General features: G+C 41.4%; 12 protein-coding genes and 2 pseudogenes. 9 read left to right on the forward strand and 5 right to left on the reverse strand.

What is annotated here, in order from left to right; all coding sequences use genetic code 11:
- Positions 1-344 precede the first annotated feature (344 nt).
- A pseudogene (locus tag BJP37_RS24545) lies at positions 345-530 on the reverse strand (AI-2E family transporter); the annotation flags it as partial.
- Positions 531-837: 307 nt separating this feature from the next.
- On the opposite strand from BJP37_RS24545, the gene BJP37_RS24550 reads away from it, so the two are divergent.
- The 8 genes from BJP37_RS24550 to BJP37_RS24585 all read left to right on the forward strand — a co-directional run bounded on the left by BJP37_RS24550 (position 838) and on the right by BJP37_RS24585 (position 8,492).
- Positions 838-1,890: a TIGR00341 family protein gene (locus BJP37_RS24550; RefSeq protein WP_075902703.1), complete on the forward strand. Its 1,053-nt coding sequence runs from the start codon at positions 838-840 to the stop codon at positions 1,888-1,890.
- Positions 1,891-2,190: 300 nt separating this feature from the next.
- Entirely contained in the window at positions 2,191-2,877 is a 687-nt protein-coding gene (locus tag BJP37_RS24555; RefSeq protein ID WP_075902705.1) for a DUF488 domain-containing protein, read from the forward strand.
- A gap of 99 nt (positions 2,878-2,976) precedes the next feature.
- Positions 2,977-3,423, forward strand: coding sequence for a DUF488 domain-containing protein (locus BJP37_RS24560; RefSeq protein ID WP_075902707.1), 447 nt, complete (start codon positions 2,977-2,979; stop codon positions 3,421-3,423).
- A gap of 282 nt (positions 3,424-3,705) precedes the next feature.
- Entirely contained in the window at positions 3,706-4,416 is a 711-nt protein-coding gene (locus tag BJP37_RS24565; RefSeq protein WP_075902709.1) for a dual OB domain-containing protein, read from the forward strand.
- A 398-nt stretch (positions 4,417-4,814) separates the two neighbouring features.
- Positions 4,815-6,158, forward strand: a complete 1,344-nt coding sequence (locus BJP37_RS24570) for an AAA family ATPase (RefSeq protein ID WP_075902711.1) — start codon at positions 4,815-4,817, stop codon at positions 6,156-6,158.
- Positions 6,159-6,160: 2 nt separating this feature from the next.
- Entirely contained in the window at positions 6,161-6,877 is a 717-nt protein-coding gene (locus BJP37_RS24575; protein ID WP_075902713.1) for an RloB family protein, read from the forward strand.
- A gap of 145 nt (positions 6,878-7,022) precedes the next feature.
- Entirely contained in the window at positions 7,023-7,496 is a 474-nt protein-coding gene (locus tag BJP37_RS24580; RefSeq protein ID WP_075902715.1) for a DUF6174 domain-containing protein, read from the forward strand.
- A gap of 288 nt (positions 7,497-7,784) precedes the next feature.
- Complete coding sequence (locus BJP37_RS24585; protein WP_075902717.1) at positions 7,785-8,492, forward strand: hypothetical protein; 708 nt, start codon at positions 7,785-7,787, stop codon at positions 8,490-8,492.
- A 208-nt stretch (positions 8,493-8,700) separates the two neighbouring features.
- Here the strand turns inward: BJP37_RS24585 and BJP37_RS24590 are convergent, their stop codons facing one another.
- Both BJP37_RS24590 and BJP37_RS24595 read right to left on the reverse strand, forming a co-directional pair.
- On the reverse strand, positions 8,701-9,720 hold the full coding sequence (locus BJP37_RS24590; protein WP_075902719.1) for a BsuBI/PstI family type II restriction endonuclease: 1,020 nt from the start codon (positions 9,718-9,720) through the stop codon (positions 8,701-8,703).
- A 5-nt stretch (positions 9,721-9,725) separates the two neighbouring features.
- The gene (locus BJP37_RS24595; RefSeq protein ID WP_075902721.1) at positions 9,726-10,739 is read right to left on the reverse strand and encodes a DNA cytosine methyltransferase; all 1,014 of its coding nucleotides are present in this window, start codon (positions 10,737-10,739) and stop codon (positions 9,726-9,728) included.
- A gap of 81 nt (positions 10,740-10,820) precedes the next feature.
- Between BJP37_RS24595 and BJP37_RS42010 the strand changes: the two genes are divergently transcribed.
- Positions 10,821-10,973 (forward strand): hypothetical protein, encoded by a 153-nt coding sequence (locus tag BJP37_RS42010; protein ID WP_214607775.1) that lies wholly within the window; start codon positions 10,821-10,823, stop codon positions 10,971-10,973.
- Here BJP37_RS42010 and BJP37_RS24600 read toward each other — a convergent pair.
- Together BJP37_RS24600 and BJP37_RS24610 are read right to left on the reverse strand one after the other, a co-directional pair.
- Entirely contained in the window at positions 10,919-15,937 is a 5,019-nt protein-coding gene (locus BJP37_RS24600) for a HEAT repeat domain-containing protein (protein WP_081431317.1), read from the reverse strand. The two genes, BJP37_RS42010 and BJP37_RS24600, sit on opposite strands and share 55 nt — an antisense overlap.
- A pseudogene (locus BJP37_RS24610) lies at positions 15,934-16,480 on the reverse strand (ATP-binding protein); the annotation flags it as partial. The pseudogene BJP37_RS24610 and the gene BJP37_RS24600, both read right to left, overlap by 4 nt.

Genomic DNA, 16,480 nt, shown 5'->3' on the forward strand with positions numbered 1-16,480 from the left:
TTCGTTTAATGACTCGCCGATTAGCTTCTTAAGCTTTTATTTACAAATCAGCTCTTACACCCTTGGCCGAATCGAAGGCAGAAGGCAGAAGGCAGAAGGCAGAAGTAAAGGAGTAAGGTTTCATCGGAGATGGTTTTTGATTACTAATTATCCGGACATGATATAAGCTGATTTGTCAACTTCTTAATGTCATTATCTCTCTTTTGTCACTCTAGGCAGAAGAGAGATTGTATGAGTCTGGTTAATCACTTAGTATTAAGCTTAATGGTTATTAATTTTCCATTTTAAATTGACTCTCAACTGTTCCCGATTCCCGATTCCCGATTCCCGATTCCCGATTCCCTAATAATTTCCACTAGACTTTTCACGACACCTGTGAGGGTAATTGCGAGAATTACCCTCAACAATCCTCCCAGTTTAACTCCCAATAGCAAATAGACAAAGATAATCACTGGGGATAAACCGGTCAAGTTACGGAGAACTCTCGGAGCAATGAAGTTGTCTTTGATCTGCTGTAGTCCTACGGATACCAGGAATATAGCACTACGCATTCATAGGGTAGCTGTGATAAACAAGCCTAACAGGATTTGACCGATCCAGTTATTAAGATTAGTAGCCAAGTGATCAGTAACTGTTGAATTGGTGAAAAAATAGAATTCATTGACAATCGGCTCAGGTAATAGTACTGACTGGTAGGAGCAGTAACGTTACCTAATGATTATCCGATCTACCAGTCAGATTGTGAAGTCGTATATTATACCTTAATTATGGTCAATTGTCAATATGTGTTGGTGAAAGATAATTAAGCTCAATAGTCAGGAGCATCGTCTATTATCTATGGAAAAGGAAAACCAAAATAATCAAAAGACTCAAAAGACTAAAACTAGAGTCTCCAAAACCTGGAATCTTGTCAGGAACTTTGGCTTAAAGGCAATTCCAATTATGATGGTAAGGAATTCTTTGTTTGAAGAATCCGAACTTACCCTCAATTTCTTAGTCTTAATCATTAGCTCTTGTTTAATTGCTACCTTTGGACTAGTTCTCAACAGTGCTGCGGTGATTATTGGGGCGATGATTATTGCTCCTCTGATGTTGCCCTTAAGAGGATTGTCCTTTGCTACCTTGGAAGGAGATTGGGAACTGTTACGGCGTAGTTTTGTTTCTATTGCTGTAGGCACCATACTCGGTATAAGTTGTTCTTGGTTAGTTGGTACAGTTATCGGATTCCCTGAATTTGGAGCCCAAGTTTTAGCAAGAACTAAACCCAATCTAATTGATTTACTAGTTGCGATCGTAGCCGGTGGAATTAGTGGTTTCTCTAAAATTCGCCCTTCTTTAGAAGATGCGGTACCAGGGACAGCAATTGCAGTAGCCCTAATGCCTCCCCTTTGTGTCGTTGGGTTAACCCTATCCCAGGGAGAATGGACTTTGAGTCAGGGCGCATTTCTCCTTTATATTACTAACCTGATTGGGATTAACCTAGCTTGTATGATCGTTTATATCTTTAGTGGGTATGCTCAGAGCACTGAACTGAGCCGGTCTTTAAATTGGGGAGTCTCTTTAGTGCTGATTGCTGTGTTAGTGGTGCCTCTAGGACTTACCTTTTGGGACGTGCTTGAGCAAGGAAGAGTTGAGGAGCCAGTTCAGGAATTGATTAATAAGAGTCCATTGTTTACGAAAAAAGGTAGAGAAGTTTCTACTTGGAAGATCAATCGGAAAAAGAATCCTCCTGAAATCAAAATTGCTATGCGTTCAACAGAACGGATTACATCGGAACAGGTGAAGAGGTTTGAAGATGCGGTTAACATTAAGCTAGGTAAATCGTTTAAAGTGATAGTTGACGTTACTCCATTTATACCAGTGGAATCCCCTAGTCTTCAAGCTAATTAACTTGAATTGAAGTAAGCATTCAGCTGTCAGCTGTCAGCTGTCAGCTGTCAGCTGTCAGCGGTTTTAAATTCGGTCAGGTACAAAGTTCTGGGTTTTAGGGAGCAGGGAATCGGGAATCGGGAATCGGGAATCGGGAATCGGGAATCGGGAATCGGGAATCGGGAAAAAATCCTGTGTACCTCACTTATGATTATAATTGCTATAATTTGAACCTAGTTTACCTTAGTATAACGGATAAAGTGATATTTAGTTGATGACCTAAAAGGACACAAATAATGGCAATAAGGGAGGTTTTTGGGGATGATTAGTACAATTAGCAATACTGGTAGTAATACTGGAAAATTATTCACTATTGGTCATTCTAATCTCAGTATTGAGGATTTTATTGCTTTACTCAAGCAGCACGGAATTACAGCGGTGGCTGATGTGCGATCGCATCCTTACAGCCGTTACTTACCTCATTTTAGTCAAGCCCCCCTCAAGGCTGAACTATTGTCGGCAGGAATTCGCTATGTGTTTCTGGGTAAGGAGTTGGGAGCAAGACCGGCTGATCTCAGTTGTTATGTTGGTGGTAAAGCGTTATATGAAAAAATTGCCGCCACTGACCTGTTTTCAGCGGGTCTTAAACGGGTAATTCAAGGAGCTGAAACTTACCAAATTGCGTTGATGTGTGCTGAAAAAGACCCGATCACTTGCCATCGGACAATTTTAGTCTGCCAACATTTAGTGAAATCGGGGTTAGAGATTAATCATATTCTAAATGATGGCAGCTTAGAGTCTCATCAGGATTTAGAAGAAAGGCTGCTCAGCTCTCATGGGTTAAGTGATTCCCAAATCAAACAACCGAAGCAACTTTCCCTATTTGATGACCCGACATCTATGGATAACTGGGACAATTCCTCTCGGGAGGATAGACTTAAGGAAGTTTATCATAGGCAAGGGGATACTATTGCTTATCTAGCAAAGGGAGTAGGGAGTAGGGAGTAGGGAGTAGGGAATAGGGAATAGGGAATAGGGAATAGGGAGTAGGGAGTAGGGAACAAAAATTATCACAATTGATTTAGGATTGCTATCAAGACCCTGACTATGAATAAAACTATTAATTTATTTACGATTGGGTTTACTAAAAAGAGTGCTCAAGAGTTCTTTGAGCTTCTGATTAATGCTGGAGTAAGGCGAGTTATCGATACGAGACTCAATAATAAATCTCAATTAGCTGGTTTCACCAAAAACAAAGATTTTGAATACTTTTTGCAGCAAATTGGGAATATTGACTATATACATCGTCTAGAGTTGGCTCCGACTAAGGATATCCTAAATACCTATAAAAAAAATAATGGTGATTGGGAAACCTATGAAAACCAGTTCTTAGAATTAATTACAGATCGTGAAATCGAAAAGACGGTATCACCAGATTTATTAGATGGTAGCTGTTTGCTGTGTAGTGAACCTACTCCCCATCACTGTCATCGCCGTTTAGTAGCAGAATATCTGAGTCAAAAATTGGGAACTATAAAAATAGTTCACCTATGATTTATCCCAAATCCCCGTTGCTAAGACCATAGAAAAACATCAGTAAGCTATCAGCTCTCAGCGATCAGTTCTCAGCGATCAGCTATCAGCTATCAGCTCTCAGCCAAAGGCTTATGGCCACACTACTTAAGGTGCTATCAGCTAATGCGCTTCGGGCACGCTACTTGAAGTGCTAAAGGCCAACGGCTGACCACTGACCGCTGACCACTGACTGCTGACCGCTGACCGCTGACTGCTGAATGCTTACGTCTAAACTAACCTTACTTGGGATTAGATAGCAGCATGACTCAGATTATTTGCTTGGCTAACTCCTGGAAGCATGGCGATAGATGTATCGCTGGAATTAATTCCCTTAAACGTCAATGGATTCGTCCTGTATCTGATTTACCGGATGGTCGGATTCCGAAACCAATGCGTCAGATTGCGGGAAGGGAACCAACGTTACTGGATATTTTAGATATTCCTTTAGCTAAAACTGGACCAGACTTTGGCTTTGAGTGTGAAAATCTTTTGGTATTACCAGGACAATGGCGACGAGTAGGACAAGTTCCTGCTGGATATCTGAATAAGTTTTGTAGCCGGGAAAAATACATTCTCCATAATAATGAGCGCTATGTAACGGAGAGTTTCTTGCAGTCATTACCAGTAGAGCAACGATGTACACTACAACTGGTGAAAGCTGTGGAGTTCTTGGTTCAACCTATTGGTATCAGAGATGAGGGTGTAGAAAAATGGGAAGGTTCACTGGTAACAGATTGTGGACAAGAATTGACTGCTACGATTACTGATCCCGTATTTGTTAGGCATTTAGAGTTAGGGTATCGACCGCAAAATCAGTGTTTGGTTACGGTTAGTCTTAGTATGCCTTGGCGACCTGGTGATTGGCAAAAGGATGGTGACCCTTGTTGGAAGTTGATAGCGGGTGTTATTGAATTATCTAGCAAGTCAGGGAATAAACTGAGAATAGCAATGGATGATGAGCTCCCTTTTTAGCAATTAAAGTAGGGTGGGCAAAGTAATCTAATTTAGAGTATTCCGAATAATCCAACAGTTTTTGCCCACCCTACAAGCTGGATTAATGTTAGTCAATAATGGATACATTTGCCTAGCAATAATGATAGTTTTATTTATTTTTGCTACAGAGGATACGGGAATCAGGTCATAAGGTGATAAACTGGTAATGTAAGGCAGTGATATAGGGGATTAAGGTATACCAATATTTGGTTTAATTGGTATTACTAGGAAGAGATGCGATCGCGTAGCGTAGCCCTTCGGGCTAATCGCATTCTACTAACTAGCTTCCTATAATCAACTAAATCATTCCTTTACCATGGTTTACCATTGACCAAAATTAATGGATAATCCCTAAGTAACCATGGGAGACCCTAGTAATGCTAGTTGAGTTCAGCGTAGAAAATTATCGCTCATTTAAAGAGCGCCAGACCTTTAGTATGGTGGCATCTAATAAAAAAACTGGGCGGAATAGCAATAGTTTCCCGATGCCTAATGTTAAGTCTCTGCGCCTACTCACCAGCGCTGTGGTCTACGGTCCTAATGCTTCGGGGAAGAGCAATCTGGTGCGTGCAATCCAGACCATGCGTCAGATTGTGCTAGAGTCAGCCACTGGCATGCAGCTTGGCAGTAGATGGAATATCGAACCATTTCGGTTAAATGCTGACTGCCAGAACAAGCCCAGCTGTTTTGAAATTATTTTCATTCAGGATAATATTCGCTATCAATACGGATTTTCCTTAGACCAAGAGCGGGTGTACGAAGAGTGGCTAATCGCTTATCCCAAAGGACGTCCTCAAACTTGGTTTGAGCGTAACTATAGTTCAGAAGAACAGGAGTATGATTGGTATTTTGGGCGAGGGCTGAAAGGCGAGAAGGAACGTATTAAGGGTTTTGTTCGCTCAAATTCTTTATTTCTATCTCATGCCGCCCAAAATAACCATCCTCAGTTAGGAAAGATATTTATCTGGTTTAGCTCTAAGTTAAAGTTAATTCCAGCAAGGTTCCAAAATCTATCTAATTTTACTGCTTTAAAATGTTACGAAGACAAAAAATTTAGGAACAAAGTCGTTAAGTTGATAAAGGGAGCTGATATCGGTATATCAACTATTGAGCTTGACAGTAAAACGGTTCAAAAATTTGAAGCTTATTCAAAATTACCTCCATCTATTTATGATTTAATCAAAGAAAAAAATAATCTTAACAATAATTTTTTTGATAATAATGTCCTTATGACTAGTAATAATGAATCATCAGACTCAGAATCAATCAAAGTTTATCTTAAGGTTTTTGCACTATATAAAATGAATGAATCTGAGGAAACAATAACCTTTGACTTAGAGGATGAATCAGATGGGACCCAACGATTATTTGAGATGGGAGGATATTGGATAGATGCTTTAGATAATGGAGAAATTTTAATTATTGATGAACTAGACCGGAGCTTGAATTCAGATATATCAACCTATTTAATCAAGGAATTTAATGACAAAGCAGCTAATCAAAATAATGCTCAATTGATTGTTACTACCCACGATACGACTTTCCTAGATCGAGAGATATTTAATCAAGACCAGGTATGGTTGATGCAGAAAGATAGTAACAATAGCACTAAGCTCTATTCGTTACTAGATTTTAAAATTCGTGAGGATGAATCCCTACAGAAAGGCTACCTAAAAGGTCGATATGGAGCGATGCCCTTTGTTAGTGGGCTGGATAGTTGAGGATGTCCAAGAAGCGTGCTCGTAATTCTCGTAACCGAGGCAAATCTAAGGCTCAGTTCGGACGTAGTCCAAATGTTGAACCAGCAAAACAATATATTCTAATCGTAGTTGAAGGTGAAGAAACAGAATACAACTACTTTAAATCCTTCAAGACATCCTTAAAACTCAAGACAACAACAGTAGAAGTGGTTCCCGGTAAGGGTGGGGATCCTCTGGTGATCGTGGAAACAGCTAATAAGTGGCGCTTGCGCAACAAGCAGCAAAAGCAAAAAGGAAGAGAAGTAACCTATGATAAAATATACTGTGTATTTGATGGAGATAAACCTACCGAATATAAAAAAGCCCTGGAACAAGCTAAAAGCTACGGTATTATCGCTATCCCATCAATACCATGTTTTGAGTTTTGGTTTCTGCTACATTACAAATACACTGCTAAATCTTTTGACAAATGTAAAGACGTAATTTATGAACTAAATTCTGAAATCAAAAAGGATGGGATTAAGGATTATGATAAAGCTAGGGATATGTACAGTGTATTAGAACCTAGACTCGATCAAGCAATAGCTAATGCTCAACGTTTGGAGAAATATCATTTGGAGGAACAACAGACGGAGCAACAAAAGACGCTTAATATTGATTGTGCTAACCCATCAACAAAAGTACATCAGCTGGTTAAATACCTACAAGACCAGAAAGACTATAAGACTACTAAAAATTGATCTGACTATCGCATCAAGAGTCAGGTAACGAGAGTCAGTAAGTTTTTGCCTCCGCCCCCCTACCGAGAATGGCAACAAAATCACTAGCGGATTCGTCAACCATCCCGAATTATCATTGGTCGCTCTACTTGGTGACTCGAACACTATGACGCTACACTCCAGACTCTATCGCTATTGTTGGTTAGGATTACTGGTGATGATTCTGCCACTTTCCGCTTGTGCTAGTGATCCTTCCTCTGAGCAGCTATTGGAAGAAAATCAGAAACGTTGGGAAACTCAAAAGCTAGATAACTACCGGTATAGATTACAAGTAGCTTGCTATTGTATTGGTGAAGTCACCAACCCAGTTGTTGTAGAAATCCGTAATGGTGAAACGACTTCTATTGTTGCTGCTGATAGCGGCAAACCAGTTAATCGTGAATTTTTTGACAACTATTATTCCGTCTCGAAGCTTTTCGATGTTGTCCAAAAGGCTATTGACCAGGATTACTATAAGCTTGATGTTACCTACGACGCTACTTTAGGTTATCCAACTAAAATCGATATGGACTACAGAGCAGAGATAGCGGATGATGAAAGAACTTTGACTATTGATAATTTGGAAGTATCAAAAAATTAGAAATAGTATAGCAAAGGGAGCAGGGAGCAGGGAGCAGGGAGCAGGGAGCAGGGAACAGTAGTCAATTCAAGATATCATAATATTTTTTGGTGTTATGATAAATGGTAATTAAAGTAAGGTATAAAAAGTAATATTATTTATAATAATCCCAATAATTAAACTGTTTTGGCCCACCATAAAAAATCAAAAAATCCTAATCCCTACTCCCTAATCCCTACTCCCTAATCCCTACTCCCTACTCCCTAAAACCCAAAACACAAATACCTGATCCAATTCAAAAGTGCTATAATGAAAATTACACCATTACTGACACCTGTTGTGGTATGTTGTATAGTTACTGCTGCTCCGGTAGCGTTGGCGGATAGCCCCTTAACTAGTACTCCTTTTGCTAAGGCATATAAAGATGTTGATCTGATTACATATGCCTCGGTTTATGGACTTGATGATAAGGTTTTCCGAAACCTAAGCAATCCTGATATTACCCATGATGTGCGAGCAGCGATTATCAACCAACTTGGGTTTTCTGTTGAGCCAAGCCAGAGGGCTAATCAGTATCTTGAGTATATTGCTCGCAGCCGTAGTCAGCAGCCATCAGCCATTACCCTTGAGATGTTAACAGCAGCCGAAGCACTAGCGCTAGGGTATTTACTAGCGATGGATGACCCTACTTTGGGCGATACTGTTGCAGCAGCCAATCGCTCTAGATGGGGCAGGAGTCTGGGGCAGGTTCAGCAGGCTAATGCTCTATTATTATTAGATGCAGCAGTTGTGAAAGATCCTGAGGATTTCTCTATTGCTTTCATCCGTAGCCTGGTTCGGGCACAAAAGTCATTACGGGCAGGGATTGGGAATTGGTGTGCGGTTTACCAAAATGTTTTTTCGGTATTAAAGGACTTTCCCCGTCAACGCAACATGCGCCCTGAAGCGATTGATATGGTTAACGATTATATTAGAGGCTACCGGAACTATTGTAATACTCGCTCTATTTCTCGATGACATGGCATAAAGTCCCCCTTTTTGGCATAAAGTCCCCCTTTTTGGCATAAAGTCCCCCTTTTTGGCATAAAGTCCCCCTTTTTGGCATAAAGTCCCCCTTGTTAAGGGGGATTTAGGGGGATCCAAACCCTTGGAATGCGATCGCAAAACCCAATCCTGTTTCTAGTCTACTAGGTCAGTGCTGAGTTCCAAAGTGCTGAGTGCAAGGTCAATCAATTCCAGAGTATGGACCTAAGAATTTATCACCATTAAAATGAATTAAATGATCAGGTGCATCAGCAATCCAGACTTCTGTTTCCCAAGCAATGTCTGGAGCAAACTGGCGGAAGGTATTACGGTCAAGAAAAGCAGTAACAAAAATACTATCTACTGTACAGTGCTCTGTTAGCTTTTTTAGCTCTAAGAGACGCACAGGGGAAATTGCACCAGAACTATACACAGCTTCTATTAAGTAGAGCCAGTTTTTCTGTTTTGAGTAAGCTACTATGTCAGGCAATTCACCGTGAGATAGTTCAAAAAAATTTAGCTCTTCGAGCCGCTCTTTTTCCAAGTGTAGGAATTTATTGGCTGTATCACCTACATACAGTACCTCTGCTCCATAACCATAGCGAGGTAGAAACTCTTCGATAACCGCTTTCTGTAACTGATTGTGCTTGCCTGGACTAAATTCATAACGTCTACCAGAGGGGAAGCTAATTGGTATTAACGTTAGGTATCGCTTGCTTGAAAGTTTTTCTTTTAGGGTTACTTTGTTGGCTAGGAAATCCTCAATATCAGTTTCCCAGCTATCCACTTTAAAACCTTTAATCAAAGGAGCATATTCAGTACTTAATGCAAAAGACCGTCTGCTATCATTACGAGCTGCGTTAGGATTACCAGCACTAGAAATGATAATTCCTGACAAGACAAGTAGTTTTAAGTCTTTCCTGCGAATATCGTCATAAGAACTATCAGAAATGTTTTCATCAAAGTGTGAATTCCAATAGTTAATGATTTCTCTAGTTCTTAGAGAGTGAGAACCATCATACCCTTTAACATTTGCCCAATCACTGCTGCTTTTCACGTTAGCTACTGCTAAAAAAGCCATGGCTATCCGTTCTAAACGTCTTTGAGAAAGTCCTTCCAGAGGAACCCCTAACTTAGAAATAATGTAAAGAGCTTCATTAATAAGTTGTTTGAGTTCTTGGGATTTTTTTGACTTGGGTATAAATTGTGGCAATTTAGACATTAAAGCTATAACGGTAAGGATAGCTGGATGGGAATATTGTGCTGTGCTATTTCATCAGAAGATAATCTTTGATTTGAGAGTAAATAATTACGAACCATGCCAGCAATATGGAAGGCGAATAAAGGGGAAACGGCATTACCAACTTGATTAAAGCAACTAGTTTCTGTACCAACAAATTCAAACCAATCAGGAAAACTTTGCAGACGCGCTGCTTCTCTTAACAGTAAGCGCCTCCGCCTACCTGATGGTAGTTTAATCCGGTGCATATCACCCGTTGCACCTGCCAAGTTTCTACAGGTTAACGTTCGTGCTGGTTTATCTAGATGTAGGTCACGGGGACGTTTACAAGATGATGCTTTTTCATATTTGGCCACATACTTATCCATACTAGGTGTGAGAAACTTAGACTCAGGAGGAGCTTGAAATGCCATTTCTCCTAAAGCTTCTCCCGCACTTATTTTTCTCTCTAGCAACTGCGGAAACTCAAATTTTCCTTGATGACCAATTACAATCAGACGCTCACGGTTTTGAGGAACACCAAAGTTAACGGCATTTAATAACTTAACTTCAATCACATAACCTAAGGACTGAAGTGCTTGAATAATTTCATCTAAATACCACTTGTTACGATAAAGAAGACCACGGACATTTTCAAATAGCCAAATATCAGGACGAAGCCTCTTGACAGCACTGATAAACGTAGGAAAACCATCTCGTGAGTCTTTTAAACCTTTTTGTTTTCCTCCTACACTAAAAGGTTGACAGGGTGGCCCACCAATCAACACAGGTGCAGCAGGTAATTCGGTTTCTGGAGTTAGGACAACTTGACTACATTTACCTCTTAAGTTTTTTTGATAAGTTGCACAGCAATTAGCGTCCATTTCCAAACCGTGAGTCTCGAAACCCTGTGCCTCGAAACCAAGGGATAAACCACCACATCCAGCAAATAGATCGACTACTAAAGGATTGCCAGATGTAGCCGGTTTGAGTATATGGTTGATTTTTTCGACGTAGCTCATGGACTGCTGATGTACAACTAGTTTCCTCAGTCTACAGTAACAAAATACCTTGAGGATGGAGTTGGTCTTGATGAACTCTTGATGGCATGCGATCGCAAAAGCTTATCCTGTCTTGTCTACAATCGATGCGATCGCAAAACCCTCTCTCTACCTGCTCCCTGCTCCCTGCTCCCTACTCCCTATTCCCTACCTACAACCAAATCCCACAGCACATCAATACCACTGCCCACATAGTCTGAATCCTGGTGTTGTTCAATCCATTCAATCACACTGGGGAGAACATGATTGTTGGATGTTTTGCCCAATTTACCCAAGGCATTGGCTGCCCTCCTACGCACATAATACTCATCATCCTGAAGCAGTGCGATTAGGGGTTTGACTACGGTTAATGAGCTGTTGCCCAAATTGCCCAAGGCATCGGCTGCGCTACTACGCACACCATAATTATCATCCTGAAGCAGTGCGATTAGGGGGTTGACTACAGTTAATGAGTTGTTGCCCAAATTGCCCAAGGCATCGGCTGCCTCAATACGCACACGATAATTATCATCCTGAAGCAGTGCGATTAGGGGGTTGACTACGGTTAATGAGCTGTTGCCCAATTTGCCCAAGACATCGGCTGCCTCAATACGCACAGAAGACTGATCATCCTGAAGCAGTGCGATTAGGGGGTTGACTACGGTTAATGAGCTGTTGCCCAATTTGCCCAAGACATCGGCTGCCTCAATACGCACAGAAGACTGATCATCCTGAAGCAGTGCGATTAGGGGGTTGACTACGGTTAATGAGCTGTTGCCCAATTTGCCCAAGACATCGGCTGCCTCAATACGCACAGAAGACTGATCATCCTGAAGCAGTGCGATTAGGGGGTTGACTACGGTTAATGAGCTGTTGCCCAATTTGCCCAAGACATCGGCTGCGCTACTACGCACAGAAGACTCATCATCCTGAAGCAGTTCGATTAGGGGGTTGACTACGGTTAATGAACTGTTGCCCAATTTGCCCAAGGCATCGGCTGCGCTACTACGCACACCATAATTATCATCCTGAAGCAGTGCGATTAGGGGGTTGACTACGGTTAATGAACTGTTGCCCAATTTGCCCAAGGCATCGGCTGCAGTACTACGCACACCATAATTATCATCCTGAAGCAGTGCGATTAGGGGGTTGACTACGGTTAATGAACTGTTGCCCAATTTGCCCAAGGCATCGGCTGCAGTACTACGCACACCATAATTATCATCCTGAAGCAGTGCGATTAGGGGGTTGACTACGGTTAATGAACTGTTGCCCAATTTGCCCAAGGCATCGGCTGCAGTACTACGCACACCATAATTATCATCCTGAAGCAGTGCGATTAGGGGGTTGACTACGGTTAATGAACTGTTGCCCAATTTGCCCAAGGCATCAGCTGCGCTAGTACGCACATCAGAATTATCCTGAAGCTGTTCTAGCAATCTTGTAATTACCTGTTCCTTTTCCCCTAACTCATGTCGATATTTCAGCAATCGTTCCTGATCAATCCGATCCAATCGCTCTTTCAACAATTCCAATACCTGTGCCTGAAAATCCGTTTCATACAAACTACAAATTATCTGAAAAACCTGCTCGTAAATCTTCTCGGCAATCCGCTCTTTACTACTCACCTCCAATTCAAATAAATGCTCTAAAATCTCTTGCACTAAACTACTATCAGTACCCTTCAAATTTTTTGGATCTTCCGCCAAACAATTACCAGCAAACAACAAATCCCGATGCAACCACTGCTCATAGTCACTCTGATTATTCAATACCGCCCGAATCGCCTTCGCCGCCTTTTTCGGTTTTTGTTGTGCTATTAGCAATAGTAACACCTCGTGCCAGTGGGAGTTATGCAAATGCTCCCGAATCTGATTCAAAACAATCTCAAAATCCCCCTCATTATCCGCCTGATAGTTAATTTCCTGGGCACACAAATATTCCTGAAAGGTCTTATGAACAAACCCATAACAATCTTGCCCCTGCTCATTCAACAAACCGGTGCGCTCCCGAATCAACTCCACAAACCGTTTCGCCTCTTCCTTGGCCTGATACAACTGCACGTGCTTCAAGGTCTTAATCTGCTGACTCAACTGATCAATCAACTCATCTGGGTCTATTAGGGTGCCACTGTCGTTATCTTCAACATTGCCCTGGGTATGAATCCAATAAGCCAACCATTCCATCAACCGGCGTAAATCATCCAAACCCAAATAGGTCAACCACTTATCACTACTTAACTCCTTATTGGCATCCCAAGACGTTAACAAGGTCTCCACTGCCTTGTCATAAAGCTTATGGCGCTCTTTGGGCAATACTGCTTGATACCGATGAATTAACGCAATAATTGTCAACAATAACGGATTCTGTGCCAATAGCTTAATCCGGTCATTATCATCCAGAGCCTTTCGTAAACTCTCCTTGCGCCTTTGAGCTTCTGCTTGGTCTTGAAAGCGACTGTTATACCAGTTATCAATAAACGCCGAAATCTTCTGCTCATCAAAGGGTTGAATTTGATAGTGGGGAAAGTCCTCAGTGCGGAAAAAGTCTGGGCGATAACCAGCCGGACGAGAGGTAATAATCGCCCGATTTCTGTCAAACTGTTCTAAAAAATTATTGATGCGCCTGACTACATCATGGCGTTTAGCCTCTTCTGCTACTTCATCCAAACCATCCAGCAATATCAAGGCTCTACCATCACATAACCAATGCTCAAAAAATCCCACTGGTAAAGTGTTGACGGCAATCCTTTTCTCAGCAAACCCACGGGCATAGTCGATAATGCTTTGATCTGGATGTCTGGCCAAATCTCGCATCCTAATTAAAATCGGTAGCCAGTCGGTATCACCATCTAACCCCAAAACCTCAGGTTTACTCTGAGCTAACATTACCGCAAAATAACTCATCAAGGTGGTTTTTCCCGAACCTGGCGCACCCAATATCACTACTCGTCTCGACTGATTTTGAGTCAATAACTGATCAGCCAAAAATTTCCTACCAGTTGTCTTTTCCAATAGCGCCCTTTCCGGTTTTTCCCCACTTTCCTCTGCTAACCGATCCAATTCCAAAACCCTAGGATTTGAAACCTCTTCCACTACATCTGGCATTACAAAAATCTGGGCTAATTTCTCAGATTTTTCTACCTCTTGCCCAGCCACAGCAATGCCAGTAAATTTAACATCATCAAACCAATTTGCTAACTGTTGACAATAATCCTGTTTAGCAACCTGATACTTGAGATAAGTAGCAGTTTGCTGAAAATAAGCATTAACAAAGGTCTCTATCCAATCCTGTAGACTAGCTTGTTGATTTAGTTTAATGTTATTGGCTTCAGCTTGATTTTGAAATACCCTGATTAAAATATCCCGGTCTGGCTTACCTTGATTGATTAACGGTTTTTGGAATTCTGCCAAAACCGCTGAATTACTAAAATACTCGCGCAAAAAACTATTAACTCCATTCCAGCCATCTGGGGGAGCCTTAAAAAATAAACGCTGTTGACTATCGAGTTGTTTTTCCCATTCCTCAACCGCTTCTGCTCCAGCTTTAATGGGTTTTTCGATATCGCTTTTAGTAAGGGATTGAGCTATATGCTTCCCCACTGTTGCCGCAGCACTACCTAACAAAGGTGACACGATTTTTGGTACCAAACTAGCTAAAAGTGGCAAGGGTTTCGTTAATCGTCCCAACTGAGCTAGAGCATTCTGGCGCTCAGATCGAGCTTCATCTGAGCTTGGTTCAATTTCCAAGGCTTGATCGTAGCTCTTGATTGATTCCTCTAACCGCCCTATACTCTTTAAAGCATTACCTCGATTAAATAGAAGCTGACTAAATAAAGCCGGTTTATCAATTTCCAATTCTTGGTAAATCTTGATTGCCGTATCATAAGCAGCTATGGATTGCTCATACTGCTTAAGGGAATAGAATAGTCTCCCCAAACTACTTAAAGAATCTACTTTACCGTAGGAGTCACCAATCCCATCTTGGATTGCTAAAGCCTGTTGAAAATACTCAATCCCTCGTTGATATTGTGCTAAGGCTCGGTAAGCATTACCCAAGCTAGTTAACGAAGCTGCCTCACCCTTGCGATCGCCAATTTCCCTTTGGATTCTTAAAGCCTGTTGAAAATAGTCAATCCCTCGTAAATACTGACCTAAGTATTGATAACTATTACCCAAATTAGCTAATAATAATGCTTCGCCCTTAGCATCACCAATCTTGTGTACGATGATGAAAGCTTGTTCAAGATAGTCAATCGCCTGTTGGTAATCACCCAAAGACAAATAGGTTTCACCTAATACCCCCAAGGCACTTGCTTGACTAACTTGATTATTTATCTGTTCAGAAATAGCTACAGCTTCTTGATAAGAAGATAGTGCTTGATCATAGTGCTCCAAACCCTGAAACACATTACCTATGGTTGTTAAGGTGCTCGCTATTTCGGCTTGGTCACCTAACTTTCTATAAAGTTGTAGTGCTTCCTGATAACAACTCAATGCTTCATCAAACCGTTTAGATTCAAGCAGTTGCTCCCCTTGAGACCGTCGTAAATCACTTAGATCACGGTCAGTATAGACAGTGTCACCTATCTGAACATAGTTAGTAACATCTATCTGTTGCTCTCCGTTAGCAACTAACATTTCTGTTGTAGCAGTAACGTCTACCTTGTCTACATAAAACTCAAAAACACCTGCGCTCCAATCATAGAAATCAGGAGCACGGCGAATAAAGTATTTGATAGCAAATGCTGGCAAAACAAAAACGAAGCAAAGAGTTGGGAAATGATCTCGAAATAGTTCTCGCCGTTGGTTTAAGTGGCTCAAGATGGTAGGAACAGTATCAAGATTGTAGTAATCCCCGTCTCCGCCATATCCTGGCTTGATATAAGGTTCTAAGGATTTTTCGAGACCTTGAATGAAAAGAATACTCAATTGATCGCGGTCTAGAATCTTTTCAACACGATCATAAAGATTATCAATGGGCTCGGTTAATGTTAAGGTGGCTATTTGCTTCTGGGGTAAATCCTGATGCACTCGCCCAATGATCCGCTTAGCCTCCGCTGGAGGAGATTGCATGAACACAATCCCAAATCCCCTCCGTCGCCTCAGCGATCGCAAAAAGGCTTGGTAAATCTCTTCTTTAGAGGGTTGACTATCGTTAGATGACTTAGCAAGACTCATAAAGCTCTTACCTTGGCAAGTTCATTTTGAAATCTTGGAATCCCTGCGATTAGTGGATGAACGTTACACCAAATCTGTAGGTTATCGTTTTGATCATAATAGCGGTATTCCAAGAGACAGCGCTTAAACAACAAATCTAAGTGAGCATCATCATTATATGCCTGCTTGAGATGACATGCTCGCGCTAAAGTTTCCCATTCACTCTCCTGTACAGTCTTCTGATAGGTCTCTCGTGTTTCTTCAATCGCTCGCTTTGCTGCTTTTCCAGTAATCGGTAGTTCATCTGTCCAGTCAATCGCTTTCTGGATTAATTGCATCAAGTTTCGGACATGTCCACCACTCATTAGACAAAGATTCTTCAAAGTCTGACCGTTATCAAATACCGGCGGAAAATCTAGCCCGTCTACTTTCCCCTCTAGGGTTTGAAGCAAGTTGGGTTCGATCAGAGCAATCCGGCGACAGATCAATTCTCTCATTTTGTCTAGCCCTAGGGCGTGTCTGCAAACTGCTATACTGAAGTAAAATGATTCAGGTATTGTGATG

The sequence above is a fragment of the Moorena bouillonii PNG genome (genome assembly GCF_001942495.1).
Taxonomy (GTDB): Bacteria; Cyanobacteriota; Cyanobacteriia; order Cyanobacteriales; family Coleofasciculaceae; genus Moorena; species Moorena bouillonii.